Annotated in this window: 19 protein-coding genes and 1 pseudogene; 8 read left to right on the top strand and 12 right to left on the bottom strand. The window is 61.6% G+C overall.

What is annotated here, in order from left to right; all coding sequences use genetic code 11:
• Window positions 1–18: 18 nt before the first annotated feature.
• Entirely contained in the window at window positions 19–222 is a 204-nt protein-coding gene (locus tag K349_RS0106535; protein WP_026369019.1) for a heavy-metal-associated domain-containing protein, read from the top strand.
• Window positions 223–232: 10 nt separating this feature from the next.
• Here the strand turns inward: K349_RS0106535 and K349_RS16600 are convergent, their stop codons facing one another.
• From K349_RS16600 to K349_RS0106515, 4 genes are all read right to left on the bottom strand, one after another.
• A complete protein-coding gene (locus K349_RS16600) occupies window positions 233–1,621 on the bottom strand; it encodes a CapA family protein (RefSeq protein WP_026369018.1) in 1,389 nt (462 codons plus the stop codon).
• 28 nt (window positions 1,622–1,649) lie between these two features.
• Window positions 1,650–3,047 (bottom strand): L-serine ammonia-lyase, encoded by a 1,398-nt coding sequence (locus K349_RS0106525; RefSeq protein WP_026369017.1) that lies wholly within the window; start codon window positions 3,045–3,047, stop codon window positions 1,650–1,652.
• 296 nt (window positions 3,048–3,343) lie between these two features.
• Window positions 3,344–3,880, bottom strand: coding sequence for a type 1 glutamine amidotransferase domain-containing protein (locus K349_RS0106520; protein WP_026369016.1), 537 nt, complete (start codon window positions 3,878–3,880; stop codon window positions 3,344–3,346).
• A 174-nt stretch (window positions 3,881–4,054) separates the two neighbouring features.
• Window positions 4,055–4,939, bottom strand: coding sequence for an MBL fold metallo-hydrolase (locus tag K349_RS0106515; RefSeq protein ID WP_084460227.1), 885 nt, complete (start codon window positions 4,937–4,939; stop codon window positions 4,055–4,057).
• 119 nt (window positions 4,940–5,058) lie between these two features.
• Here K349_RS0106515 and K349_RS0106510 point away from each other — a divergent pair, with 119 nt between their 5' ends.
• The 4 genes from K349_RS0106510 to K349_RS0106495 all read left to right on the top strand — a co-directional run bounded on the left by K349_RS0106510 (window position 5,059) and on the right by K349_RS0106495 (window position 8,455).
• Complete coding sequence (locus K349_RS0106510; RefSeq protein ID WP_026369014.1) at window positions 5,059–6,078, top strand: molybdopterin-binding protein; 1,020 nt, start codon at window positions 5,059–5,061, stop codon at window positions 6,076–6,078.
• 110 nt (window positions 6,079–6,188) lie between these two features.
• Window positions 6,189–6,623, top strand: a complete 435-nt coding sequence (locus tag K349_RS0106505; RefSeq protein ID WP_026369013.1) for a Fur family transcriptional regulator — start codon at window positions 6,189–6,191, stop codon at window positions 6,621–6,623.
• Window positions 6,624–6,943: 320 nt separating this feature from the next.
• Window positions 6,944–7,246, top strand: coding sequence for a chloride channel protein (locus K349_RS19470; protein WP_274703382.1), 303 nt, complete (start codon window positions 6,944–6,946; stop codon window positions 7,244–7,246).
• A 111-nt stretch (window positions 7,247–7,357) separates the two neighbouring features.
• A complete protein-coding gene (locus K349_RS0106495) occupies window positions 7,358–8,455 on the top strand; it encodes an outer membrane protein assembly factor BamB family protein (protein WP_026369011.1) in 1,098 nt (365 codons plus the stop codon).
• A gap of 197 nt (window positions 8,456–8,652) precedes the next feature.
• Here the strand turns inward: K349_RS0106495 and K349_RS16595 are convergent, their stop codons facing one another.
• Both K349_RS16595 and K349_RS0106485 read right to left on the bottom strand, forming a co-directional pair.
• Window positions 8,653–9,612 (bottom strand): 2-hydroxyacid dehydrogenase, encoded by a 960-nt coding sequence (locus tag K349_RS16595; protein WP_034264303.1) that lies wholly within the window; start codon window positions 9,610–9,612, stop codon window positions 8,653–8,655.
• A gap of 103 nt (window positions 9,613–9,715) precedes the next feature.
• Window positions 9,716–10,447 (bottom strand): GntR family transcriptional regulator, encoded by a 732-nt coding sequence (locus K349_RS0106485; protein WP_026369010.1) that lies wholly within the window; start codon window positions 10,445–10,447, stop codon window positions 9,716–9,718.
• A gap of 166 nt (window positions 10,448–10,613) precedes the next feature.
• Between K349_RS0106485 and K349_RS0106480 the strand changes: the two genes are divergently transcribed.
• The 3 genes from K349_RS0106480 (at window position 10,614) to K349_RS0106470 (ending at window position 14,482) form a co-directional block, all read left to right on the top strand.
• Window positions 10,614–11,801: a glycine C-acetyltransferase gene (locus tag K349_RS0106480; protein ID WP_026369009.1), complete on the top strand. Its 1,188-nt coding sequence runs from the start codon at window positions 10,614–10,616 to the stop codon at window positions 11,799–11,801.
• On the top strand, window positions 11,798–12,757 hold the full coding sequence (locus K349_RS0106475) for an NAD-dependent epimerase/dehydratase family protein (RefSeq protein ID WP_026369008.1): 960 nt from the start codon (window positions 11,798–11,800) through the stop codon (window positions 12,755–12,757). The genes K349_RS0106480 and K349_RS0106475 overlap by 4 nt, the downstream gene beginning before the upstream one ends.
• 165 nt (window positions 12,758–12,922) lie before the next feature.
• A complete protein-coding gene (locus tag K349_RS0106470; RefSeq protein ID WP_026369007.1) occupies window positions 12,923–14,482 on the top strand; it encodes an AMP-binding protein in 1,560 nt (519 codons plus the stop codon).
• A gap of 347 nt (window positions 14,483–14,829) precedes the next feature.
• Here K349_RS0106470 and K349_RS0106460 read toward each other — a convergent pair whose 3' ends face one another.
• The 6 genes and pseudogenes from K349_RS0106460 to K349_RS0106425 form a co-directional block, all read right to left on the bottom strand.
• Window positions 14,830–15,582 carry an isochorismatase family protein gene (locus K349_RS0106460; protein WP_026369005.1) on the bottom strand — a complete coding sequence of 251 codons (753 nt, stop codon included), beginning with the start codon at window positions 15,580–15,582 and terminating at the stop codon, window positions 14,830–14,832.
• Window positions 15,583–15,706: 124 nt separating this feature from the next.
• Complete coding sequence (gene chrA, locus K349_RS0106455) at window positions 15,707–16,939, bottom strand: chromate efflux transporter (RefSeq protein ID WP_026369004.1); 1,233 nt, start codon at window positions 16,937–16,939, stop codon at window positions 15,707–15,709.
• Between the two features lie 374 nt (window positions 16,940–17,313).
• Window positions 17,314–18,921, bottom strand: a complete 1,608-nt coding sequence (locus tag K349_RS0106445) for a type I restriction-modification system subunit M (RefSeq protein WP_026369002.1) — start codon at window positions 18,919–18,921, stop codon at window positions 17,314–17,316.
• Window positions 18,918–19,699 (bottom strand): annotated as a pseudogene (gene rhuM / locus K349_RS19640) (RhuM family protein). Before rhuM ends, K349_RS0106445 begins: the two are co-directional and overlap by 4 nt.
• A 230-nt stretch (window positions 19,700–19,929) precedes the next feature.
• Complete coding sequence (locus tag K349_RS17895) at window positions 19,930–21,195, bottom strand: restriction endonuclease subunit S (protein ID WP_084460226.1); 1,266 nt, start codon at window positions 21,193–21,195, stop codon at window positions 19,930–19,932.
• Window positions 21,185–24,166, bottom strand: coding sequence for a type I restriction endonuclease subunit R (locus K349_RS0106425; protein WP_026369001.1), 2,982 nt, complete (start codon window positions 24,164–24,166; stop codon window positions 21,185–21,187). Before K349_RS0106425 ends, K349_RS17895 begins: the two co-directional genes overlap by 11 nt.
• Window positions 24,167–24,562 lie beyond the last annotated feature (396 nt).

The raw sequence follows: 24,562 nt of genomic DNA, 5'->3' as shown, positions 1-24,562 counted from the left end.
AAAAGGAGGTTCTCCCGTATGGCTCACTACACCCTTTCCGTACCGGACATGTCCTGCAGCCACTGCGCCCGGCGCATCACCGAAGCGCTGCAACGCATCATCGACGAGAAGGACTTCCGGGTTCTGCTTGAGGAAAAGCAGGTCCAGGTAAACACCGAAAACCTGGAGGACGTGCTCGCCGCACTGGACGACGCGGGCTATACCGCCTCGGTAGTCGCCTGACGAAACACCCTCAGGGAGACGGCGTCGGATACCGCTTCTCCCTTTGCCACAGCACCCACACCCCTTCCTCCGGAGGAAGGGGTGTTTTCTTTCCCGTAAGGGCCTCCAGCGCCTCCGCCAGAGCGGCCCGCATGCGTTTCTCCTCCGCGGAGGAGATGCGCGGGTTCTCCCCCGCGTCGAGGCGAGCCAGCGTGTCCAGAAGAGGAAGGATGCGGATCTCCCGCCCCTCCTTGCGCCGCGCCGCCTGAACCCAGGTGGGAACGGCGAAGACCCGGCGGATGCGCACCACCCCGTCGCCGTCCCGGGCGGCATCGATGCCGAGCACCGCTCCGGTGTCCCGCGGCACGGTCCGCTGGAACGAGATGAAGTTTCCCAGGGAATAGGCGACCACGGTCATCCGGTCCGCCGAGAGGGGTGTTGCCCTTTCCCCGGAGACGGGCGACACATCCCGGGAGACGAAGACGCGCTGCAGCACGTGAGGATGGCTTCCCACAACAATGTCCGCACCGTTCTGAAGGGCCAGGGAGGCAAAGCGCCGCTGAATTGCCGAAGGATGCCGGGCATACTCGTTGCCGAAATGAAACGCCACCACCAGGAGGTCCGTTTCCTTGCGGAGCGCCGCCACGTCGGCGCTCACGAGCGCCTCGTCCAGAAGGTTCACGAGCCAGGGGCGGTCCGAGGGAACGGGAATGCCGTTGGTCCCGTAGGTGTAGGCGAGGAAGCCCAGGACAATGTCTCCCCGTTCGACAATGCGGGGGATGTCCCGGGAGGCCTCGGCGACGAAGGTTCCCGTGGAGCAAAGATCCGCCGAGACAAGTGCGTGGAGAGTACGGACAAGTCCCGAAGCTCCCGAATCGAGGCAATGGTTGTTCGCGGTGAAGAGCAGATCGAACCCCGCGTCCCGAAGAGCCTCCGCCAGGGAATCCGGGGAATTGAAGGAGGGATAGCCCCGGTATCCTTTCCGGGGACCTCCCAGGGTGGTCTCCAGGTTCCCCGCCACCAGGTCGGCGCCTCGGAGGAGCGAACGGACCTCCGCGAAGAAGGGGACAAAATCGTAGACCGTCTCGCCCTTTCCTCCCCCTTCTTTGCGGGGCGGCGTCACCCGTTTCACCGCTTCGAGCTGCGGAGCGTGCGCCATGATATCCCCGACGAAGAGCAGCCTGATCGCACCGCGCTCCCCCGCGTCCTCCGAGAGAACGTCAACGCCGGAGGACGCATTCGCTTCAAAGGGAGCTTCTCCGGAGACGTCCGCGAGCCCTGGGGACAAGCCACCTCCCGGGCCCGCGAGGAGAAGGAGGAGCACCCCGAGGAGCAGACGGGACGTCACTCCCCGCAGGGCAGCCAAACCCGGACAGAAAGGAACGTTCTTCTCCGCGCTCCACCGCGCCGGAAATCCCATGGCGTTCAACTCCGCAGCTCCCGGAGCGCTAGCACTGGGGGAAGCACACAGCCAATCCTCCTTCGGCGGTCTCCTTGTACCGGGAGGACATGTCCCGTCCCGTCTCGGCGAGGGCCCGGATAACCTGGTCCAACTGCACCTTCTGCGCCGAGGGATCGCCGCAGGAGGCAAGGAGATAGGCATTGTAGGCCTTGACGGCCCCCATGGCATTTCGCTCGATGCAGGGGATCTGCACATATCCGCCCACGGGGTCGCAGGTCATCCCCAGATGGTGCTCCAGGGCGATTTCCGCGGCGTTCTCCAGCACCGACACGGGATAGCCGTTCACGTGGGCGAGAAACGCCGCCGCCATGGCCGAGGCGGTTCCCACCTCGCCCTGACACCCCACTTCCGCACCGGAGATACTCGCCCCGGTCTTCACGAGAAACCCCACCACCGCAGCGGCGAGAAGCCCTTCCCGGAGAAGTTCCCGGGGAACCCGCCCCTGCCGGGCCATGAGAATCGCCACGGCGGGAAGCACCCCCGCCGACCCCAGAGTGGGCGCCGTGACCACCACGTGCCCGGCGGCGTTCTCCTCGGCGGCGGCAAGGGCGTAGGCGTTGAGCAGCACCACCGCGTGATTGGGGTCGCTCTGCAGGGAATAGCTGCGGCGGAAGAGAAGAGGCGCCTTCCGTCGCAGCCCGATGGAACCGGGAAGGACGCCCTCGGTACGGAGCCCCAGATCCACCGCGGCCTCCATGACGTCCAGAATCCGGTCCAGACGACGGTGGACCTCTGCGGTGTCGATGCCGGTGAGCGCTCTTTCGTTGTCGAGGAGCAGGTCGGGCAGGGAGCGGTTCGTGCGCTGCAGCAGAGAGCGGAATTCTTCCATGGTACGGTAGGGGTGGGGAGGAGCGGGACGAGGTGGGTCCTCTTCTCCCTCCACGACCAGAAAGCCTCCCCCCACGGAATAGTACACGTGCCGAAGGATCGTCTCGGCCTCTTCTGAAGTGCTCCACCCTCCCCGGAGAGCGATGACCAGGGTGTTGTTCCAGGGAAAATTGTGGATCGTCCCCTCGTAGCGGATGTCGTTGAGGGCAAAGAGGAACTCCCGGTTCCCCGCGGCGATCCTGTGGGCTTTGTTGGGCTCTTCGGCGAGATCCTCCAGAACGCGGGCATCGCACTGTTCAGGGTCGAAGCCGAGAAGTCCCGCCAGCACGGCTCGGTCCGTGCCGTGTCCCTTTCCCGTGGCGCTGAGGGAACCGTAGAGCCGCACTTCGATGCGCTCTCCCCGGAGCAGTTCCTCCGCGGAGAGCGCCGCAAGGGCGCGCCGGAAATGTCCTCCCGCCCGCATGGGACCGATGGTGTGGGAGCTGGACGGGCCGGGGCCGATCTTGTAGAGGTCGAACAGAGAAAGCGTGATGGAGCTTTCCTGCGGTGCTGTCATCGTCTTCCGTCCCTTCGCGGCATCTCCGGCGGCAGCGTTTCTCCCTGGAGAGAGGCACGCGGTCGCCTCGCTTTCGCAAAATGTGCAACGAGGAGGCGCCTCCCCCTCACTTTCGGTTTTCTCCAGCCTCTTCGGCAAAGAAAATTCTGGGAAGCTCTGAAGAAAGACCTTTCGCTTTCCCTTGACTCGGGTCGCGTCAGGCTCTGCGAGGCGCCCTGCGGGGCTGACGTAGCCTTATTCAGAGATTCCTTGATTTTGGTAGGACTAAGCCTCCTCCCTTTTCCGGATTTCTCCGGCTACAGAGGTTCTCCCGTGAGTACCGACAGGATGCCCCGGCAGAAATGGGGAAGATCGTCGGGACGGCGGCTCGACACCATGTTCCGGTCGATGACCAGGGGCTCGTCCACCCAGACCGCTCCGGCGTTGACCAGATCATCCCTGATTCCCGGCGTGGACGTACAGGTGAAGCCCTTCATGATCCCCGCGGAAATGGGAATCCATCCGGCGTGACAGATGTGGGCCACGAGTTTTCCGGACTCGTGGAAACGTCGGGTGAGTTCCTTCACTTTCTCGAGACGGCGCAGCTTGTCCGGCGCGAACCCTCCGGGAATCACGAGGGCATCGAAATCCTTCTCCTCCATGTCGTCGATGGCCGCGTCGGCCTTGCAGGGATAGCCGTGCTTGCCGTCGTAGACCGTGCCCGCCACGGGGCCGGCCACCACGACCCGGGCGCCTTCTTCTTCGAGGCGCAGCTTGGGATACCAGAGTTCCAGATCCTCGTAGACGTCATCCACGAACATGAGAATCCGCACACCTTCCAGACGCTTTTTCATGTCGCCGAACCTCCTTCTGCTCTGTTCCTCCGTTTTTGTTTCCGGATGTGCCCAAAGAACCTCCGCACCATCGCATCCTTTCCGTCCTCGGTAGAACCGTGGAGACAGGGCCTGTCGCAGCGCCTTCGCACAGCCAATTTCCGGAAAAACATCCCTGTTCCGTCGGCGTTTTTTCTAGAGTTCCACCCGGCTTCCCGACGCCGCCCATTCCACGGATTCCATCGCTTCCGCAAGTCGTGCCGCCGCGGTAAAACCTGTGCAGTGGCAGGGACGCCAGTGTTTCACGTCGAAACGGCTCCGCAGGGCCTCCACGGTGCGTTCCAGAAAGGCCGCGTTCTGCCCCTTCAGATGCATGCCCCCCGAGACGGAATGAAAAGCGTGCGTACCGAAAAAAGCCGCCGCCGCCTCAAGGATGTTCACCACTCCCGCGTGGGCGCATCCGAGAATGACGCTGATTCCGAAGGCGCCCTCCACAACCAGGGACAGTTCGTCCTCGAAAGGATCGGGAACGTACTCCCCGCCTTGTCGCAACAGCAGATGCGGCGTGGAGGGAACAAACTCGGGATTCCGATTCTCTCCGGGAACAGGAATGGCCCACACGTCGCAGAGGACCTGCGTCGGCTCCGTCACGGGGCGCACCACCAGCGCCCCCGGGGCCAGATGCAGTCCCAGATAGCGCGGTATTCCCCCCCGGCGGGCGTAATGAGCGTCGGCGATGCGCGGAGAAGCCCAAAGAGGACAGGAGAGACCGGCAGCGAGAAGCTGCGGCACGCCTCCGGCGTGATCCGCATGGCCGTGGCTCAACACGAGGGCATCCGTTTCGGAGGGAGAAAAGCCGAGGGCTCTCAGGTTCCCCAGGATCGTCGTGCCGCTCCCCGCATCGAAAAGAACAGTTCCCCGCGGCGTCTCCAGATAGAGCGCGAGTCCGCATTCTCCGAGCAGATCCGCCTTGCCGCAGAGATCATCCGTCACCGTAGTGAGCAGCATGGACATCTCCCCTTGTGCCCGAGTATAATGAACCGGCCCGAGTTGCAACTCCATTGCAGGTTCTTCGTCCATCCTTTTTTCTCCCGTGTACGGAAAGCAGTGGGGGGAAGGGGATGGACCGTTTCGGAAAGAAATTTTGCATCTTCTATACTACCACAAGGATACGTCTTCACAGCAGGAGGAGATCATCCATGAAGATTCGCGTTCTTCCCGTTGAGCACTGTCTCGGTATGCCTCTTTCCCATGACCTGACCCAAATCGTTCCCGAATCGGGCTACAAGGGAGCCCGATTCAAGAAAGGACAGATCGTGCGGGAGGAGGACCTTCCCGAACTCCGCGCCATGGGGCGGGAACACCTCTCCATCCTCGATCTCGAACCGGACGAGGTACACGAGGACGATGCGGCGATCCGCCTCGCCGGGCGTCTCCGGGGAACGAAACTGCGCCTCGATGGCCCCGACGAGGGACGCTGCTCACTCCACGCCACCGCGGAGGGGCTTCTCGCCTTCGATCCCGCTTTTGTGGACGCCATCAACGAGGATCCGGACTGGATTCTCGCCACATTGCCCCCGCTGACTCCCGTTCGTTCCGGAGAGCGCGTCGCAGCTCTTCGGGTCCTGCCCCTCGCCGTGCGGGAAATCCAGGTGCAGCGGGCCGAAGCACTGGCAAAGCCCCTGGCGCTGCACCCCTTTCTTCCCCTCTCGGTGGGACTCGTCACGACCGGCGAGGAGTTCCGCTCCGGCAAAAACAAGGACGCCTTTCTTCCCCGTCTGGAGCGCAAAGTCGCAACCTACGGCGGAAGAATCCTCGGACAGCGCATCGCCGGAGATCGCATGGAGGAAATCGCCGACGCCATCCGGGCGTTCCTTGAGGCGGGGGCAAACCTCGTGCTCTGTACCGGCGGCATGAGCGTCGATGCCGACGACGTCACCCCCGGGGCCATCCGCAGCGTCGCGGAAACCGTAGTTTTCCGGGGCGTTCCGGTCCTTCCGGGCTCCATGCTCATGCTGGCATTCGCGGGCAAAACGGCGCTGGTGGGAGCTCCCGCCTGCGTGGTCCACGACGAGCGCACCGCCCTCGACCCTCTCCTGGACCGCCTCTTCGCCGGTCTCGTTCCGACGGAGAAAGAGGCACGCGCCTGGGGCGTGGGCGGACTCTGCCGCTCCTGCTCTCCCTGCACCTATCCCCGGTGCGGATTCACCCGCCGCTGAGGGAGACTTTTCCGTAGGGAGCCGGTCGCATTGCGCCGGCTCCCTTTTTGCGTTACCCTCCAGTAGAATGAAAAGTCCGGCGGGACCGTACTGCAAGGGAGGGGAAAAACGTGACGCCTCGGGAAATGCTGCTTCAGGCAGGACTTCGGGCAACTCCCATACGGGAGGGAGTGCTCGCCCTGCTCCTCCGGGAGGGGCGCCCGCTCTCCCACGCGGATCTCACGGCCAGATCCGAGGAGATTCCGAAATGCGACAAGGTGACGCTTTATCGAACATTGGAATCTCTGACGGAACACGGGCTGGTTCACAAGGCACAGGGCATCGATGCCCAGTGGCGTTACTGCGCCTCCGACCCGGAGTTGCCGGGATGCCCCGGCAATCATCCTCATTTCCTCTGCCTTTCCTGCGGAGCCATGGTCTGTCTCCTGGGACAGGCCCTTCCCCGCATCGAGGTTCCCAAGGGCGTCACCGTCCTGGGCAAACAGCTCATCGTTTACGGAATCTGTGATGCCTGCACCCGGGCGAAAGGCAAAGAAAACGCATGAACGAACATTCCGCGCCTTCACCTGCGGCGCGCTTTCTCGCCTTCGGCAGCCTCCGGCTCCCCCCCCCTCCTGCGTCTGAGCCTCGCCGCGGGACTCGCGGCGAGGCTCGTTTCCACCCTCTACCGCATCATCCTCCAGAAGGCGGAGTCTTTCGGTGCCTCGGTCCTTTCCGGACTCCATGACGGCCGTCTTCTGGATGCTCGGTGCCCTCGTGCCGGGGAGAATGGTCAAGGCGGAACCGCTCCTCTCGGGAAGCGGCATTCCTCAGATGGAGGAGAGAACCGCTGGGACAGATCTCCATGAACTGAGGACGGGTTCTCCTGGGCAAGTTCGTCGGAGGCGCCCTCGCGGTGTGCATGGGTCTCTCCCTGGGACGGGAGGGACCGTCGGTGCAGCTCGGCGGCGCCGACGAAATTCTTCCCTCGGGAAAAACCACAATTCTCGCCGGAGACCGCTTCGTCGCCCTTGTGGACGAACACCGGACAAGGCGCGCCCGAGAATCGCTCCTCGCACTCGCGGGACGCTGCACCTCCCTCGAGCGGCGACGAGAACGACGCATCGCTTCGGCGAGCTGTCGTCTCGGGGAAATGGCGCGTTGTCTCCCTTCGAGAGGGGGAGTATGATATTCCCACGTACGAAATCACCGATCTGACCCTTTCCGCACCGCCGGAAACCGGTCACGTCCGATCCGTCGCCGCGGTTTTAGGCGACGCAGTTCGAAGGGAGGTACGACCATGAGCGCCAGAAGCTTTCGCGTGTGCATTATCGCGGCATTTCTTCTCGCCCTCGCCCTGCCCGCGTTCGCGGGAACCACGGTGCCCCAGTTCCGTGGAGACCTGGGCAACACAGGGAATTTTCAGGTGACGTCCCTGCCGTCGGGGCAGCTCGCCTGGATGCTTCCCACCAGTTCCAAGATCACAGGATCCCCCGCCGTCGTGGGAAACGTGGTCTTCTTCGGCAATGCCGACGGAGAGTTTTTCGCGGTGAACCTCCGCACGGGAAATCCCATCTGGAGCTTCAAGGCCGACGGGTCCATCCTCGGTTCACCCGCGGTCGTGGGGGGCGTCGCCTATTTCGGCACCTACGGCGGCACGGTCTACGCCCTCTCCACCGCATCCGGAAAGGTCAAGTGGAGCACCAACACGGGAGACGCCATCTTTGCCTCTCCCGCCGTGACGGGCGGCTCGGTCTACATCGGCAACTTCGCGGGGACGCTCTACGCCCTCGATGCCGCGTCGGGAAACGTGAAATGGACCTTCGAGGGAAAACGCTGGTTCGCCGGGAGCGCCGCCGTGGCGGACAACCTCCTCTTCATCGGGGATCACGACGGCCGCTTCCGCGCCATCGACACCGCATCGGGCAAAGAAGCCTGGGGTGCCTACACGGGGGGGTCCGTGGACGCCTCTCCCGTCACCGCAGGCGGCTGGGTCTGGTACGCGAGTTTCGACGGCAAGGTCTACGCCGTGCAGATCAAGGGGGTTATTCCCAAGTGGCAAACCCTTCTCGGAGGTCCCATCGCCTCTTCGCCCGCTGTAGCGGGAGGCATGCTCTTCGTGGGCTGTGACGACGGCAACGTCTACGCCCTCGATGCCGCAACGGGAGCCGTGCGCTGGACCTTCGCGACGGGCGGCCCCGTGACGTCCTCCCCGGCCCACGCAAACGGTGTGGTCTTCGTGGGCGGCACGGACTGGAACCTTTACGCCCTGGACGCGCGCTCCGGCCGAAAACTCTGGACGTACAAGGCAAGCGGCGAAATCGTGACTGCTCCTGTCCTCGTGGACGGGCTGCTTCTCTTCGGCGATACCGAAGGAGTTCTCTACGCCATTCGCTGACGTCCTGCTCTTGTTAGAGCGTCAACGCGACGACAAACGAGGGTGGCCTCCGACGAGAAGGTCGCCCTCGTTTCTTTGGATACGTCAAGTGAAGTCGAGTGGAAATGAACGGGGAACGGAACCGCAAGGCTTCTTGAAAGAATACGTCAAACGCAACGGACGTCGAGTCTGTCCCTGAGAGCCCTCCGCGTTCGTACTCAAACCAGAACTGGATTCGGCGGCGTTCGCCCCTCCAGCACGGCAAGGAGGTTCGTGGCTGCGCAGACCGCCATGCCGTTTCGGGCGTTCGGCGTGGCGGACCCAATGTGCGGCGCCGGAAGAAGGTTCTTCGCCCGAAAGAGGGGGTGTTCCGCGGGAAGTGGCTCCGGATCGAAGACATCCAGTCCCGCTCCGGCGATCCATCCCTCGTTCAGCGCCCGGGCAAGCGCCTCCTGGTCCACCAGGCCGCCCCGGCCGGTGTTGACGAAAATCGCCCCGGGCTTCATCCGGCGGAACCGCTCCTCGTTCATGAAGTGCCTCGTCTCCGCCACCAGAGGAACGTGCAGACTGACGAAATCGCTCTCCGCCAGAAGGTCCTCCGGAATCGGCACATGCACCGCCCCCAGCTCGTCCCCCTCGGCGGAGGGACGGGCCAGGGTGTAGCGAATCCGCAGGCCGAACCCCTTGGCCCGCCGGGCCACGGCCTTGCCGATGCGACCGAATCCAACCAGGCCAAGCGTGGCGCCGTGGAGATCCGCACCCAACAGAAAGTCCGGCGCCCAGGCCCATTTCCCCTCCCGAGCGATGCGCTCCGCCTCGGAAAGACGCCGCGCCACGGCGAGGAGCAGCGCAAAAGCCATGTCCGCCGTGGCCTCGGTGAGCACGTCCGGCGTGTTGGTCACCACGATGCCCTTCGCCGTCGCGTAGGGAACATCGATGTTGTCGTAGCCGACGCCGTAGTTGCTCAGCACCTTGAGGCGCGTCGCCGCGTCCAGGGCCTCCCGGTCCATGCGGTCCTTCAGGAGGCAGAGCACGCCGTCGAAGAGGGGCAGTTTCGCCAGAAGCACCTCCCGGGGCATGAATCCCTCCGAGGGACCGATCTCCAGATCAACCCGCTCCCGCAGCAGGGCAAGTCCTGCCTCGGGAATGCTGCGCGTCACGAGAACCTTCGGTTTCACGAGCAGTCTCCTTTCTGTCCTCGAGGTGTACCCGCCTGGTCGTCTTCCTGAACTTGAACGTCCTTTCGGAGAGTCCTTTCCCCCACCCCTGACCGGAGGCGCCTCAGCCCCCTCGAACCCGCCGCCTGTCCGCGGCATGTTCCAACCGCATACAGGACTGGAGATCGTTGGATGTGTAAGCCAGGTGGGCCGTCAGTGCCGCGATGGCGGCCTCGCAGTTCCGGGCCTCCACCGCGTTCAGAATCTCCTTGTGCTGCCGCTGGGACTCGTCCCGCATCGAGGCGAGATGAATGCGGATGTACCGGTCGGTCTTCCGCCGCAGCCGGGCGAGCACGTCCAGTGTGAGCGGCCGGTCCGCGGGTTCGTAGAAGAGGTTGTGGAACATCTGGTTCAGGTCCCGCCACTTGAGACAGTCCCGCTCGTTCTCCATCGAGAGGAGCGTCCGTTCCGCGTCCTCCACCACCCGGCGGGTGATGCGCGGGAAAGCGATGCGCAGAAGGTGCGTCTCCAGGGCGGCCACCATTTCGTAGAGTTCTCCCGCCTCCTCCAGAGAGAGCGGCGTCACGACGGCACCGCGATATCCCTGAAAGTGCACGAGTCCCTCCGTCTCGAGAAGGCGCAGCGCCTCCCGGAGGGGAATGGGGCTCACGCCGAGCCGCTGGGCGAGCTGTGCCTGATGCAGCGGTTGCCCCTCCTCCAGCATGCCTCGGTAGATGGCCTCCCGGAGCACCTCCGCGATGTAGTAGGGAGCGGAGGTATTACCGCTCATGCCCGCCGCCAGCTCTTCGAGGGAAAGGTCCTCCTTCGCGCCGCCGACTCCATTCGCCCCCGCCATGTGCTCGTTCTCCCTTCGTTTCCGTTCGTTTCCGTTCGGTTCCGTTATATTTTCTCCCCACCGATTATACGAAAACCCCTTCGATTATACGCCATTGACACCTCCTCTCTTTCCTTTTCATACTGAAGAAGACACACAAAACAAAACGCGACGGGGAGTGATGTTCATGGCCGTTCCCATGTCCTTTCTCACGGAAGAGCTCGACGCGATGAAGCAGGCCGGGCTCTACGGAACGATCCGCACCATCGAAAGCCCCCAGGGAGCCTGGGTCACCATCGAGGGAAGAAGGTATCTCAACCTCTGCTCCAACAACTATCTCGGCCTTTGCAACGACCCGAGGCTGATCGCGAAGGTGAAGGAGTACGTGGACACCTACGGCGTGGGCCCCGGCGCGGTGCGCACCATCGCGGGAACCATGAGCCCGCACATCGAGCTGGAGCGCAAACTCGCCGCCTTCAAGGGGGCGGAGGCCGCCATCGTGGTCCAGTCTGGCTTCTGCGCCAATCTGGCGGTCATCCCCACCCTCGCTCCGAGCGCGGAGGACGTGATCTTCAGCGATGCCCTCAACCACGCCTCCATCATCGACGCCTGCCGCCTGTCCAAAGCGAAGGTGGTGCGTTACGCCCACTCCGACCTGGCGGACCTGGAGCGCAAGCTCGACGAGAATCGGGACGTCAAGGGGCGTTCCCTTCTGGTCACGGACGGCGTCTTCTCCATGGACGGAGATGTGGCGCGCCTGCCGGAGATCGTGGACCTCTGCGAGCGCCGGGGCGTGCTCGTCGTGGTGGACGACGCCCACGGTGAAGGAGTTCTCGGCAGGGGCGGACGAGGCATCGTGGACCATTTCGGCCTCCACGGCCGGGTGGACGTGGAGGTGGGGACCCTCTCCAAGGCCTTCGGAGTCATGGGCGGCGTCGCGGCGGGAAGCGCCGAGCTTGTGGACTACCTCCGCCAGAAGGCCCGCCCGAACCTCTTCAGCAGCGCCCTCACCGTTCCCGATGTGGCGGCGAACCTCGCCGCCGTGGAAATCCTTCAGGAAAGCGAGGATCTGGTGAAGAAACTCTGGCACAACGGCGATTTCCTCAAGAGAGAACTCAAGGCCCTCGGCTTCGACACCGCCTCCAGCGAGACGCCCATCACGCCGGTGATCATCGGCGAGGCGGCGGACGCCAAGGCGTTCAGCGCCAAACTCTTCGAGGCCGGCGTGTTCGCCACAGCCATCGTCTACCCCACCGTCCCCAAAGGGACCGCCCGAATTCGGGCCATGGTCTCGGCGGCGCACTCCGAAGACGACCTCCGCTTTGCCGTGGAGCGTTTCGCCGCAGTAGGCCGGGAAATGGGGCTCATCCCATGAAGCGCATCCTCGTCACCGGGGCGGGCGGCCAGATCGGCGTGGAACTCGTCCCCTACCTGCGAAGCCGTTACGGCGCGGAAAACGTCCTCGCCACGGCCCGAAAACCCCTTTCCGGCCCCGTGGGCGAGGGCGGCCCCTTCGCCCTGCTCGACGTGCGGGACGGCAAGGCCTTCGCCGCACTGGCGAAATCCTTCGGCGCGGACAGCATTCTCCACCTCGCGGGAGTGCTCTCCGCCAAGGGCGAAAGTGACCCTCTCGCCTCCTGGGACATCAACGTTGGAGGCTCCACCACAGCCCTCGAGGTGGCCCGGGAATGCGGCGCGGCGTTCTTCTTTCCCAGCTCCATCGCCGCCTTCGGTCCTTCCACGCCGTCGAAAAACACGCCCCAGGACACCATCCAGCGCCCCACCACCATCTACGGTGTGGCCAAGGTAACCTTGGAACTGCTCTGCGACTACTACCACCGCAAGTTCGGCCTCGACACGCGGGGTCTGCGCTTCCCCGGCCTCATCAGCTACGAGGCGCTCCCCGGCGGAGGCACCACGGACTACGCCGTGCACATCTATTACGACGCGGTGCGAAAGGGGCATTACACCAGCTTCATCGCCGGGGGTACCTACATGGACATGATGTACATGCCCGACGCCCTCGCCGCGGTGGTGCAGCTCATGGAGGCGGACCCGTCGAAACTGGTGCACCGCAACGCCTTCAACATCTCCGCCATGAGCTTTGATCCCGAGGAGATCGCCGGGTCCATCCGGAAGTTCCTCCCGGGGTTTATCCTCGACTACGACGTGGACCCCCTGCGGCAGAGCATTGCCGAATCGTGGCCCGATTCGCTGGACTGCACCGCCGCCCGGGAGGAATGGGGCTTCGCCCCGGAATACGACCTGGACCGCATGACCGCGGACATGCTCGCCCGAATCCGCGAAAAGGAAGGTCTTCCCCCGGTCTGACACCTAAAAGGATTCAGCCGCACGTACCACCCTCCCGAACAGGGCCCGGAACCAGACCGTCTCAAAGGTCGAAAGCTCCCGGAGCCCTGTTTTATTTTGCCCTGCGACAGGCCGCGCGCAAGGTTGTACAATAACCCTTATCCCTGACGATTTTGGAGGTGCGTGATGAGGAAGCGTGAACGAGTCGCCACTGATCCCGATGATCTCGGTGCGCGGCTTGAAGAGCGGATCGGAGAACGCATGGCGGCAAACCCCGAGGAAAACTGTCTTTGGTGGAAGGGAACATGGTGGACACGGCGCCGTTTCGAGGAAGAGGTGGCGCGCTGCGCAGAAAGCCTTCGGGCATCGGGATTCCGGGAAGGAAGCCGCATCGCCTTCTTCCTGCCCACGTCGCCGCTTGTGCTCGTCCTTTCCGTGGCAGCCTGGCGATTGCGCGGCACGGTGGTCCCCCTGAACACCCGGGCGGGGCACGAGGCATCCCTGCGGATTCTGGACCTCGTCGATCCCGAGGGCGTGGTGTTCACGGAAGACCTGGAAGAACTCCACAACGCCGTGGCGAACGCGGGCTTTCCCGTGGCCATCGCGTCCCCGGAGGGTCCCCTTCCTCCGCTGCGAAGACTCGAGGGCAAGACCGTTTCCGAGAGAACGCCTCCGGCTCCGACCGATCCCTCCGTGGCGGTGATCTTCGCCACGTCGGGGACCACAGGCAACCCCAAGGCCGTTCCCATCAGCCACGGCAATCTCCTTGACAACACGCGGCATACCGCGGAGAACGTGGAGTGCTTCGCCCCGGGAAACATCCTGATGAACGTGCTCCCCAATTTTCACACTCTGGGCTATTCCGTGTGCGGCGTGCTGTCCCTGCTCTTCGACATTCCCCAGGTACTGCTTCCCTCCTTCATGCCCATCAAGACCACCCTCGAGGCCATGGAGGCGACCGGAACCACCTTTCTCGTGGCGGTGCCCACCATGCTCTCCTTCCTTCTCGGCGCCATCGCCAAGGGAGAAGCCGTTCCGCCGAGCCTGAAGCACATCCTCACCGGCGGCGGCAAACTCGATCCCGAACTGGACCGGCGTCTCCGGGAGCATCTCGGGCTCGCCATCGTCGAGGGATATGGCCTCACCGAATGCTCCCCCGTGGTCTCCTGCAATCCCAGCCTCGCCGCCCGGAAGCTCGGCACGGTGGGCCCCGCCCTTCCCGGCTACGAGCTGCAGATCCGAAGCGTCGAAGGAAAACTGCTCACCCTCGCCGACGAGGGCGTCCTCTGGGTAAAGAGCCCCTCCGTGGCGGAGGGATACTTCCGTGCGCCGGACATGACGGCGGAGCGCTTCCAGGACGGCTGGTTCAATACCGGAGATATCGTGCGCATCGACGAGGACGGCTATATCTCCATTCTCGACCGGGCGAGCGATCTCATCATCGTGGGAGGCTTCAACGTCTACCCCCAGGAAGTGGAGACGGTCATCCAGGAACACCGGGGCGTGCGCATGGCCGGCGCCGTGGGCGCCAAGCACCGCCTCACCGGCGAGGTCGTGGCGGCCTTCGTCGTCCCCGAGCCCGACAATCCTCCCTCCCAGCAGGAACTCATCCGCCATTGCAAGGAGCGCCTCGCCCACTACAAGGTCCCCCGCAAGCTGGAGTTCGTGGAGTCCCTCCCCCTCTCCGCCACGGGCAAGGTTCTCCGCCGGGAACTGCGGAAGATGGCAGGAGTCATCGGCGCCTGATCGGTCCGCTTCTTCGGAAACGAGCGAGGGGGATGCGGAGGCTCTCGTTCTGCATCCCCCTCGGAAAAGCTGCGACTCCGCCGTCCGTTTTTTCGTTTGACGGCGGAAAACGACGAGCCTGTTCAAAAACCAAAGGAAACTCTGAAGAAAGGCTTTTCGCTTTCCCTTGACTTGGGTCGCATCGAGTTTTGCGAGGCGCTCCGCGGAGCTTACGTAGCCTTATTGAGAGATTCCAAGAAACTCTTCAGCCCCGTCGCGAAGACGGAACGCATTGAGGATGCCCTTCAGGACACCTTGTGACAGATTCTTCCACGCACCCTTCCAACCTTCCAAGGAGCAATCGCAAATCAGAACGGAGCGGTGCCGATGCGGAGGCTCGCAAGCGCCTTTCTCGTCGCCGTCTCGAATCCGGGAATGATCGAGGAACACCCGTCCAAAATGTCGATGGCGACGGAATACCCTCGCCTTGCGAGCGCTTCCCGCATGTCCCCGGCGGTGTGGAGGACGCAGTGAGACAGCGCCTCGCCGCAGAGAACGATCTCCCGGATGTCCCCGTCGACGAGGACGGCTTCGACCTCGGGCATGTAGGCGGAGTACTGCTCGACATAGGGACGGTAGCCCTTGAAGACGAGATCGAGGGGCCTTCCGGTCCTCACGGTATGCCGCTCCAGGGCCAGGGCGACGGAGGGATGGATGTTCGCGCCCTCCGTGCCCGCAATGCAGTGAATGGGCCAGATGGTGAACTCCCGTTCTCCCTTCGCGGCGAGCTCCCGGAAGTAGGACACCACGTGCTCCCTGACGACGGCATCTCTCGGGACCCATGCACATTCGCCCTTCAGGTACATCTCGAGGTCGATGCCGGTGAAGGGCTCGGGGCGCCTCGCGGCGTCGTCCACGCCCTCCCAGAACTCGGGGAAGAAGATGGAGCCCCGGGTGTGCACGTCAAGGCTCACGAAAATCCTCGCGTACTCCTCCCCGCGCCGGTCGATGTGCTCGGCGATGCGTGCGCAGTCCTCCTCGGCCCCCGGAACGTAAAGAGACCCCGAAGGACTGCAGAAATCCACCTGCGGGTCCGTGACGAACAGCGCTTTTTTCTTCACGGCCTCACTCTCCTTTCTCCACTTCAGCCTGACTCTGATCGAAAATCACTGCGGAAGAGACCGGACGGCATCGCCATGACAAAAGCCTTTTACAACGCTACTTCTCTGCCGCACCGTGCGCCACTCAGAGAACGATCCCCGCACACAGCGCGAAGAGTACGATCAGCGGAGCGGGGATCTTTCCCCAGGCCAGCAGCCCCACGGAAAGGGCCGTTGCGGCCAGACCGTCGGGCTGAAAACCGCTCGCCCGCATGAGGATCACCGCGGATACGGCAATCAGGCCTCCAGCGACGGCGTTGATGCCCCGGAGGGAGATGCGCACCGCCCGAATCTGTCTGAGCCCCTCCCACACGGGATAGACAAAGTAGATGAGCAGAAGGCCCGGCAGGAAGATCCCCACGCCCCCAGCGACCGCCCCGAACACCTGTTGCAGCGCCGAACCTCCCCGCGCCGCCATTCCCCCTGCATAGGCGGCAAAGCTGAACATCGGCCCGGGAAGCCCCTGCACCAAGCCGTAGCCGGTGAGAAACTCCTGGTCGGTCATGAACTTCCAGTGCTGGACAAGATCGCTGTGCATGACGGGCACCACCACTTGCCCTCCGCCGAAGACCAGGTAACCGTAGCGATAGAAGCTCTCGAAGAGGAGGACCGAGCGGCTGTCGGTGAGATGCTCCACGAAGAGTCCGCCCAGCGCGAACAGGGCGAAGAGCACCAGATAGATCCACGGAGGCGAAAGACGGACCCGATTCCACATGTCTGGTTCGCGGGCGAGGAGAACGCTCGCGGCACCCCCAAAAAGCAGCACCGCGGGAAAGATCCAGGGAGCGCGGATGAAGTAGGTGGTGACCGCCCCGAAGAGGAACAGCAGCATCGTCAGCGCATCGGTGACCACCTTTCGTCCGATGCGGTATGCGGCGACGAGGATGAACCCGACCGCCATGGGACCGAGATAGCGCAGCACCCCGAAGGAGATGTTCCACGCGGCGAGAAACTGGTAGAGGAACGAGAGGATCGTCATCACCGCGAGCGCCGGAAGCGCCCAGACGAGCATGGCCAGCGCGGCCAGCCACGGCCCCCCCACCTTGTGGCCGATGGCGACAAGGGTCTGGGTGCTGGTCGGACCGGGAAGAATGCTGCAGAGGGCGATCAGTTCGATCAGATCGGCCTCGCCGAGATAGGCCCGCCTGACCACCATCTGGTCCAGAAAGACGCTCATGTGCGCCTCCGGGCCACCATAGGCACCGAGCGCACAGAGAAACACATCCTTCAGAAAGACCGCCCTGCGGACAGGCCGATTTCCCTGCCCAGCAGGCACATCCTTCCCCGGCGAAGGGGGATCGGTTCTTCCGCTCCGCATGCGCCACCTCCTTCACGGATCGCCCTCCGAATTGGGATTTTCCTCGTCTTTTTTCCTTTCCTTCTCTTTCTCTGGAAGCGACGTTTTTTTCCTCCGTCGTGTGGCTGTACAAGTATAGCCCAGCGTTCTTCCCGTGTCAGGGGCGTCCGGCACGCCGCACGGAAAAGCAGGATGACGACACCGAAAAAGACCGACGGAGTCAGGAATCATTTCTGTTCCGTCACAATGGAATGCGTACACCTTCGGAAAAGTGGATGTCCCCCTGGTGCCGGAATCCGGATGTCCCCAACAAAAACCGTTCCTCTCCACACGGGCAGGACAGCTTTGAACGTTCGAAGCGGTGCCTTTTCCGGGGAAGCACCAGCGATTTCAGATCACGGCAAGGGTGGCAGGCCCAGCTCTTTGAGAAACGCGTTGTGCTTGTTCCGCGCCGCCTCGATGCTTTGCGTCAACTCGACCAGATCGGCGTTGACAGCGTGCAGATCGATCGGCTCCTCCTCCTGCTGCGTGCTGATGTAGCGCGTGATGTTCAAGTTGTAGCCGTTCTTTTCGATCTCCTTCATCGACACGCGGCGGGCGTAACGGTCCTCTTCCCTGCGGCGCTGGTAGGTGTCGAGAATCTTGTCGATATGCTCCGGCGTCAGGACATTCTGACGCTTTCCCTTCTCGAAATGCTCGGCGGCGTTGATGAAGAGCACGTCGTCCGGTTTCTTGCACTTCTTCAGCACGAGAATGCAGACCGGAATCCCCGTCGAGTAGAAGAGATTCGCCGGCAGGCCGATGATCGTGTCGATGTTGCCGTCCTTGAGCAGCTTCGTGCGGATGCGCTCTTCCGCGCCGCCCCGGAAAAGAACGCCGTGCGGCAGGATGATCGCCATGACGCCCTCCGGCTTCAAATAGTGGAAGCCGTGCAGCAGAAAGGCGAAGTCCGCGGCGGACTTAGGCGCGAGACCGTAGTTCTTGAAGCGCATGTCATCGCCCATCGCCTCGTTCGGATCCCATCGGTAACTGAACGGCGGATTTGCCACCACCGCGTCGAACTTCGGCATCTTCGCCGGGTTCATCTCGCGCAGCCAGTCCCAGTCATTTGTGAGGCTGTCGCCGTGGTAGATATGGAACTCCGAATCCTTCACTCCGTGCAGCAGCATGTTCATGCGCGCCAGGTTGTACGTGGTGATGTTCTTCTCCTGGCCGTAAATCTTGCCGATGCCGTTCGCCCCCATGCGGCGGCGCACGTTGAGCAGCAGGGAGCCGGAACCGCACGCGAAGTCGAAGACGCTTTCAAGGGTCTTCCTCCTTCCGGTGGCCGGTTCCTGGCTGTCCAGCGTGACGATGCCGGAGAGGACGCTTGATATCTGCTGCGGCGTGTAGAACTCCCCCGCCTTCTTTCCCGAACCGGCGGCGAACTGGCCGATAAGAAACTCGTAGGCGTCGCCCAGAGTGTCGCTGTCGGTGGAGAACTGCGCCAGCCCCTCGGCGATCTCTTTGACGACGGTGCAGAGCTTGGCGTTGCGCGCCGCGTAGTCCTTCCCCAGCTTCTCCGAATTGAGATTGATCTCGGAGAACAGTCCGGCGAAGGTGCTGGCGAAGGATTCGTTCTCGATGTAGTTGAAGCCCTTTTCGAGAGTGTGCAGCAGCTCGCCGTTCTGGGTGCGCGCCATCTCGGCGATGCTGCTCCAGAGGTACTCCGGCTTGATCACATAGTGCGTCTTGCGGCGCATCTGTTTTTCGAACTCGTCGGTATCGCCGGGGTTTTGCCCGTACCACACGGCCAACGGAGGGCGGCGGTCGCCGGGAAGCAGCTTTGGGTAATCCAACCCCAGCTCCTTCTGCGCCGCGGCCTCGTAGTTGTCCGAAAGGTAGCGCAGGAAGAGGAAGGAGAGCATATAGTCGCGGAAGTCGTCCGCGTTCATCGCCCCGCGCAGTTGATCGGCGATTGCCCAGAGGGTTGCGCCAAGTCTTCTCTTGTCGTGTTCGGTCATCGTGCTGCCTCCTTGCGATCCTTTATCCTGTGTTCCAGCGCTTGCAGCTCGGCCTCGTCCTGTGCGTCCGCAGCGCGGGCTTCTTCGGCTTTTCGGCGGTGCTCGTAGTCCAAAAACAGCGGAGCGATGCGCTGCTTCATGCGATCATGGCTGACCGATCCCGCCCCCTCCAACAGGGGGAAGCCGTTGTCGGCTATGATCCGCACAACGTTCCCGCGCCAGAAGGCCATGGTGGTGACCGTCTGCCGCTTGGCCCGCAGTTCGGCGGTTTCGAGAAAGATCACCACCAGACGGTTGAGCGTGTCGATTTCCTCTTCGGTCAGGTAGTTCTTGGCCACCAGAATGTCGTGCCTGCGTACCCGATCGCCCGTCCAGGACAGCAGGCCGAAATGCGCATCCTCCGCGTCGGCGCAGTCGAGAATGATTTCGGCGGCGGTCCGCCGCGTGACGGCGTACAGCAGCATGTTCTGCACGGCGGCGAAAAACTCTGTGTGGCCTCATCGGTCTTGTTGTAATCGGCAGCCAGCGCGAAGAGATCGCGCACTTTTTGATAGAAGCGCTTCTCCGAGGCGCATATGTCGCGGATGCGCGCCAGCATCTCGTCGAAATAGTCCGGGCGGCCGTCTGGGTTCTTCAGCCGCTCGTCGTCCATGACGAAGCCCTTGCGCAGATACTCCGCCAGCACGGTGCTGGCCCACCGCCGGAACTGCGCGCCGCGCGGCGAGCGCACGCGATACCCCACGGCGAGAATGGCGTCGAGGTTGTAGAGCGTGACCATGCGGCGCACCTCGCGCCCGCCCTCGGTTTGAACTACCGAGGATTCCTCGGCAGTTGCTTCGCGGCGCAGCTCGCCGTCGGCGTAGATGTTTTTCAGATGCAGGCCGATATTGTCCGGCGAGACATCGAAAAGTTCGGCCATCTGCCGCTGGCCGAGCCACACCGTGCCCCGGTCGGCCCGCAGTTGCACCCGGCTTTGCCCGTCTTCGCTGGTGTAGAGAATGAGCTGCGTCATTCCCCCACCTCGCCCGGAGACGGGAAAAGCTGCTGCAACAGCCCTTTTTTATGGGCCTTGAGCGCGTCGAGTTTTTGGGACTGCAAGGCGATAAGGTCGTCGAGGGAGGAGAGGCAGTCGGCGATTTTTTGTTGTTCCACAGGATCTGCCGGAAAAACAAGAGAGATGGCTCTTAAGTCATCTCCATATATCCGAGTTATTGTGGTGGAGTTCAGTCGGCTCCAGTCAACACTTGATAATATATAAAATAAAAACTCATTGCTAATAACGCGAGTGGGATTAGCTATCCAAACTATATTCGAATCCTGGTAATACGCATCCGCTCCATTGTATGGAATGCACTTCCCTACTGTACCGCTACATGTCAATAATACTTCACCTTTTTTTGGGTAGTTATATTTTGATCTATACTCATCAAACAACTGTCTGCTGATAAATGAATCCGCAATTCCACCCAATGTTCCAATCTTAAAGAATGGTACTCCTTCTCGATCATTCGTTTCTTCAGCAAATATTCTTTTGCACATTAAGACATTGCCTATTTCCCCAAGTTTCTTCTCCTCCCACTCCCCCGCATCTCGGAACTCGGGGAAGCGGAGTTTGGGGAGGGTTTCGCCTTCGGCGGGGAAAAGCTGCTGCATCAGTCCTTTTTTATGGGCCTTGAGCGCGTCGATCTTCCGGGCCTCCAAGGTTATCAGCTCGTCGACGGAGGTGAGGCAGTCGGCGATTTTTTTTTGTTCGTCGTCTTTTGGAAATGCTACAGGATACTCCTTCATCGAAGAAATATCTCCTCTGGGCATTTTTACGCCTTTAGCACCTGTCATGACATAGTGTATAAACTGATCATTCTTGAGGACAAAGACTAAAAAGTTACTCGCGATCCTTTCCCCCGCACGAATAACGATAACATCATTGGAAGAAGTTCCTTCTTTATCTGCGGACCATACTTTTTTTAAATATGGTCGAATATTTGATATTAGGACATCATCTTTCTTGTAACATGTGAAAGAACCTGAAATTGGAAGTTTAGTAGCCCTCGTTACTCCAGCATAATCGTGTAGTAAATTTTCAGTGCTTACATATGATTCAAGGTTCAGTTTATCTATCGATACTCTCTCATCTATGAATTTAGAGATTGTTTTATTACCAAGTAAATCAAGGTCCCACTCCCCCGCATCCCGGAACTCGGGGAAGCGCAGTTTAGGCACCAATGCGCGCTTTGTTTTCGCCGTCATGTCCGCTTCTTCCATATTATTGCTCATACGCGCTCAACCCCGATATCTCCCGTCCCTGGGCGAGTTTCTTGAACAGCGGAATCATGTCCTCCATCAGCGCCAGCTCCTTCTGCGTGCGCGCCTTCCAGCCAAGCCCTTGCGGGGCGAGCAGGTCGCCCAAGAGATCAGCGTCGAAGACCATGCGGCGCAGGACGGTCTCCACGAAGGTCTGCAGGGCGGCGGACTCGATGCCGTGTTTTTCTGCAACGGCGGCAAGCTCGCGGGCGTTCTTTTGCTCCTTGAAGAGTGCGTAACCGGCGCGGACGGCCTTCTCGTCCAACCCTTTGCCCACTTCCAGGGTTTCGATGTACTCGGCGATGTCGTCGCGCTCGTCGATGAACTTGGCGTCGGCCTGGATGAGACCAATAAGCTGTTCGCGGTTCATTTTCTGCTTGTCGGGCTTCTGCTGCGAATACGTCGCGATCAGCGCCATAATGTAGTCGTAGTCGATCACCGCGGAGGCGAAAAGGACGAATTCGAAATCAAGCTGATCGACCATTTCCCCCCCCTCCGACCCCGCGTCTTTATCGCCCTTGCCCTGTTTTGCCTTCAGACGCAGCGCGGTGTCCAGATAGACACCTCTGAAGGCATGCAATTCCTCCTTGGGCAGCACCTGCTCGATTTTCTCCCTGTCCCCGTCCGTCAGGTCGGTGTACTGGTCCAACTGGGTTTTGAGGCGTTGCACCTCTTTAAAGAGGTTGATGAACGTTGCACGAGCCTCGTCCCCTTTGAGGTTGGGCACCGCTTCGGGTTTGTTTTCCAGCCCCTGCGAGTGCATGAACTGCCCCAAATGCTGCACGGCATTTTCCAGCTTTTCGATAACCACCGGCGCTTTCTCCACAAGCCATATCTCCTTGGCGGGTTTGCTCGCCTCGCCGGAAAAGAGGGCAATGGCGGTGTCCACGGCGTCCTGCTGACTGCGGAAGTCGAGAATGTTGCCGTAGGGCTTGGTGTCGTTGAGCACGCGGTTGGTGCGGGAAAAAGCCTGAATCAGCCCGTGATACTTCAAGTTCTTGTCCACGTACAGGGTGTTCAGAAACTTGGAGTCGAAGCCGGTGAGCAGCATGTCCACCACGATGACAATGTCAATCTTTTCGTTGTGCGGCAAATCGCTGTTCGGGTACTGCTGGTTTTTAATGCGCGTCTGCACATCCTGAGAGTAGAGGTCGAATTCGCCCACGCTGTGGTTCGTGCCATACCGCGCATTGTAGTCGGCAATGATGCCCCTGAGGGCCTCTTTCTTCTTTTCGGGCTCCTGCTCGTTGTCGGCCTTTTCCTGCGGCAGATCTTCCTGTATCTGCTGCACATCCTTGTTGCCATCGGCGGGGGGCGAGAAGATGCAGGCCACATTCAGCGGCCGGAAGTTTTCGTCCGCCGCCGCTTTTTCGGCCTGCACCGTTTTGAAGAGTTCATGATACTCGATGGCGTCGTTGATCGACGAGGTGGCGAACAGGGCGTTGAACTTGCGCCCGTTGGTGGCGGCGTCGTGCTTGGCGAGAATCGCGTCGACGATGGCTTTCTTTTCGAGAGGCTCGCCGGTCTTGGGCGGAATCTTTCCTTCCGGTTTGAAGTAGTCCACATGGAAGCGAAGGACGTTCCGGTCCTCGATGGCGTGCGTGATGGTGTAGGCGTGCAGTTGCTGCTGGAAGATGTCCGCCGTGGTTCGATAGCTGGCCTGCTGTCCTTCGATCTGCTGGCAGGAAGCGTTTTGCTCGAAGATGGGTGTGCCGGTGAACCCGAACAACTGGGCGTTGGGGAAAAATTCCTTGATGGCCTTGTGGTTCTCGCCGAACTGCGACCGGTGGCACTCGTCGAAGATGAACACCATGCGCTGGCGGCGCAAGGGCTCCAGCCGCTCCGCGTAGTTGCGCCTGCTGTTGTTGCCGTCGAGCGCGAGGCCGAGCTTCTGGATGGTGGTGACGATCACTTTATCGGCATAGTCCTCGGAGAGCAGGCGCCGCACCAGGGTTTCGGTGTTGGTGTTCTCTTCGACGCAGCCTTCCTGAAATTTGTTGAACTCATCCCGGGTCTGCCTGTCGAGGTCCTTTCGGTCCACCACGAAGAGGCATTTGTCGATGTCGGGGTTGTCCTTGAGCAGGGTCGATGCCTTGAAGGACGTGAGGGTCTTCCCGCTGCCGGTGGTGTGCCAGATGTAGCCGTTGCCGCAGTGTTGATGAATGCACTCCACTATCGCCTTGACGGCGTAGATCTGGTAGGGACGCATCATCAGGAGCTTCTGTTCGCACGCCACGAGCACCATGTAGCGGCTGATCATCTCGCCCAGGGTGCACTTGGCCAGAAAGGCATCGGCGAAGCTGTCCAGGTGGGTGATCTTCCTGTTGCTTTGGTCCGCGTACTGATAGAATGGCAAGAAGCGTTCGTCGGCGTCGAAGCTGAAATGTCGGTTGTTGTTGTTGGCGAAGTACCAAGTATCGCTGCGGTTGCTGACGATGAAGAGCTGCATGAAGCAGAGCAACGTTTTTCCGTAGCCGTTTCCTGGATCGTTCTTGTACTCGACGATCTGCTGCATCGCCCGGCGCGGGCTGATCGCCAGCGTCTTCAGCTCGATCTGCACCACGGGGACGCCGTTGATCAGCAGGATCACGTCGTAGCGGTGATAGCTGTAGTCGGTGCTGATGCGCAACTGGTTGACGACCTCGAAGGTGTTCTTGCACCAGTCCCTGATGTTGACCAGCGTGTAATGGAGAGGCGTGCCGTCGTCGCGCTCGAAGGTGTTGCGTTCGCGCAGACGGCGGGCGGCGGCGAAGACGTCCGGGGTGACGATGTCCTCCAACAGTCTGCCGAATTCGTTGTCCGTGAGTTTCACACGGTTCAAAGCCTCGAAGTGTTGGCGGAAGTTTCGTTCCAGCGCCGCACGGTCGCGTATGTCCGGGCGGTAGGTGTATTTGAGGTCGATCAGCTTTTCTATCAGAAGGTGTTCGATCTGATTCTCGGTCATGTGCAACCCCCCGCATTTTTGGTTCTTTGTCGAGGCTCAACCTGAGCGCAGCCTCCCGCGATAAGGCGCCTGGATGCCGACAAGAATCACCTGGGTGCACCGTGTGCGGTTGTCTTCCGGACTCTCCAGGGCGGAAGAACCTTGTCCGGTCGAAAATCCCCTCCGGCCGTCCTGCGCGGCGCTCCGTCGGAATTGTAACCCCTATGCCACCAAAGTGCCCATTGAGAAACAAATTCCACTCCGCAGACAGGAGATGTTCGGAGAACAGTGGCAAGGCCGTGTTTAAGAGGACACAAATCTTCACCAAAGGGCGCGCCTATTATGGCAAAAAAGCCCGTGAGAATCGACATCGAAATGCAAAAAGCCCCCGCAATCTCACCACCTTCGGAGGTCGTT

It is taken from the genome of Aminiphilus circumscriptus DSM 16581 (assembly GCF_000526375.1).
GTDB classification, from domain to species: Bacteria; Synergistota; Synergistia; order Synergistales; family Aminiphilaceae; genus Aminiphilus; species Aminiphilus circumscriptus.
Note: the sequence above shows the minus strand (reverse complement) of the source record. Positions and strands in the feature narration are given on the sequence as shown.

Coding starts and splice junctions, on each gene's coding strand:
- K349_RS0106485 (WP_026369010.1), bottom strand. CDS start 10,447: ATGGCGGGGGCGAATGGAGTCGGCGGCGCGAAGGAGGACCTTTCCCTC.
- K349_RS0106445 (WP_026369002.1), bottom strand. CDS start 18,921: ATGACCGAACACGACAAGAGAAGACTTGGCGCAACCCTCTGGGCAATC.
- K349_RS0106480 (WP_026369009.1), top strand. CDS start 10,614: ATGGCCGTTCCCATGTCCTTTCTCACGGAAGAGCTCGACGCGATGAAG.
- K349_RS0106475 (WP_026369008.1), top strand. CDS start 11,798: ATGAAGCGCATCCTCGTCACCGGGGCGGGCGGCCAGATCGGCGTGGAA.
- K349_RS0106470 (WP_026369007.1), top strand. CDS start 12,923: ATGAGGAAGCGTGAACGAGTCGCCACTGATCCCGATGATCTCGGTGCG.
- K349_RS0106510 (WP_026369014.1), top strand. CDS start 5,059: ATGAAGATTCGCGTTCTTCCCGTTGAGCACTGTCTCGGTATGCCTCTT.
- K349_RS0106425 (WP_026369001.1), bottom strand. CDS start 24,166: ATGACCGAGAATCAGATCGAACACCTTCTGATAGAAAAGCTGATCGAC.
- K349_RS0106525 (WP_026369017.1), bottom strand. CDS start 3,047: ATGACAGCACCGCAGGAAAGCTCCATCACGCTTTCTCTGTTCGACCTC.
- K349_RS0106520 (WP_026369016.1), bottom strand. CDS start 3,880: ATGAAAAAGCGTCTGGAAGGTGTGCGGATTCTCATGTTCGTGGATGAC.
- K349_RS16600 (WP_026369018.1), bottom strand. CDS start 1,621: ATGGGATTTCCGGCGCGGTGGAGCGCGGAGAAGAACGTTCCTTTCTGT.
- chrA (WP_026369004.1), bottom strand. CDS start 16,939: ATGCGGAGCGGAAGAACCGATCCCCCTTCGCCGGGGAAGGATGTGCCT.
- K349_RS0106535 (WP_026369019.1), top strand. CDS start 19: ATGGCTCACTACACCCTTTCCGTACCGGACATGTCCTGCAGCCACTGC.
- K349_RS17895 (WP_084460226.1), bottom strand. CDS start 21,195: ATGAGCAATAATATGGAAGAAGCGGACATGACGGCGAAAACAAAGCGC.
- K349_RS0106495 (WP_026369011.1), top strand. CDS start 7,358: ATGAGCGCCAGAAGCTTTCGCGTGTGCATTATCGCGGCATTTCTTCTC.
- K349_RS0106515 (WP_084460227.1), bottom strand. CDS start 4,939: ATGGACGAAGAACCTGCAATGGAGTTGCAACTCGGGCCGGTTCATTAT.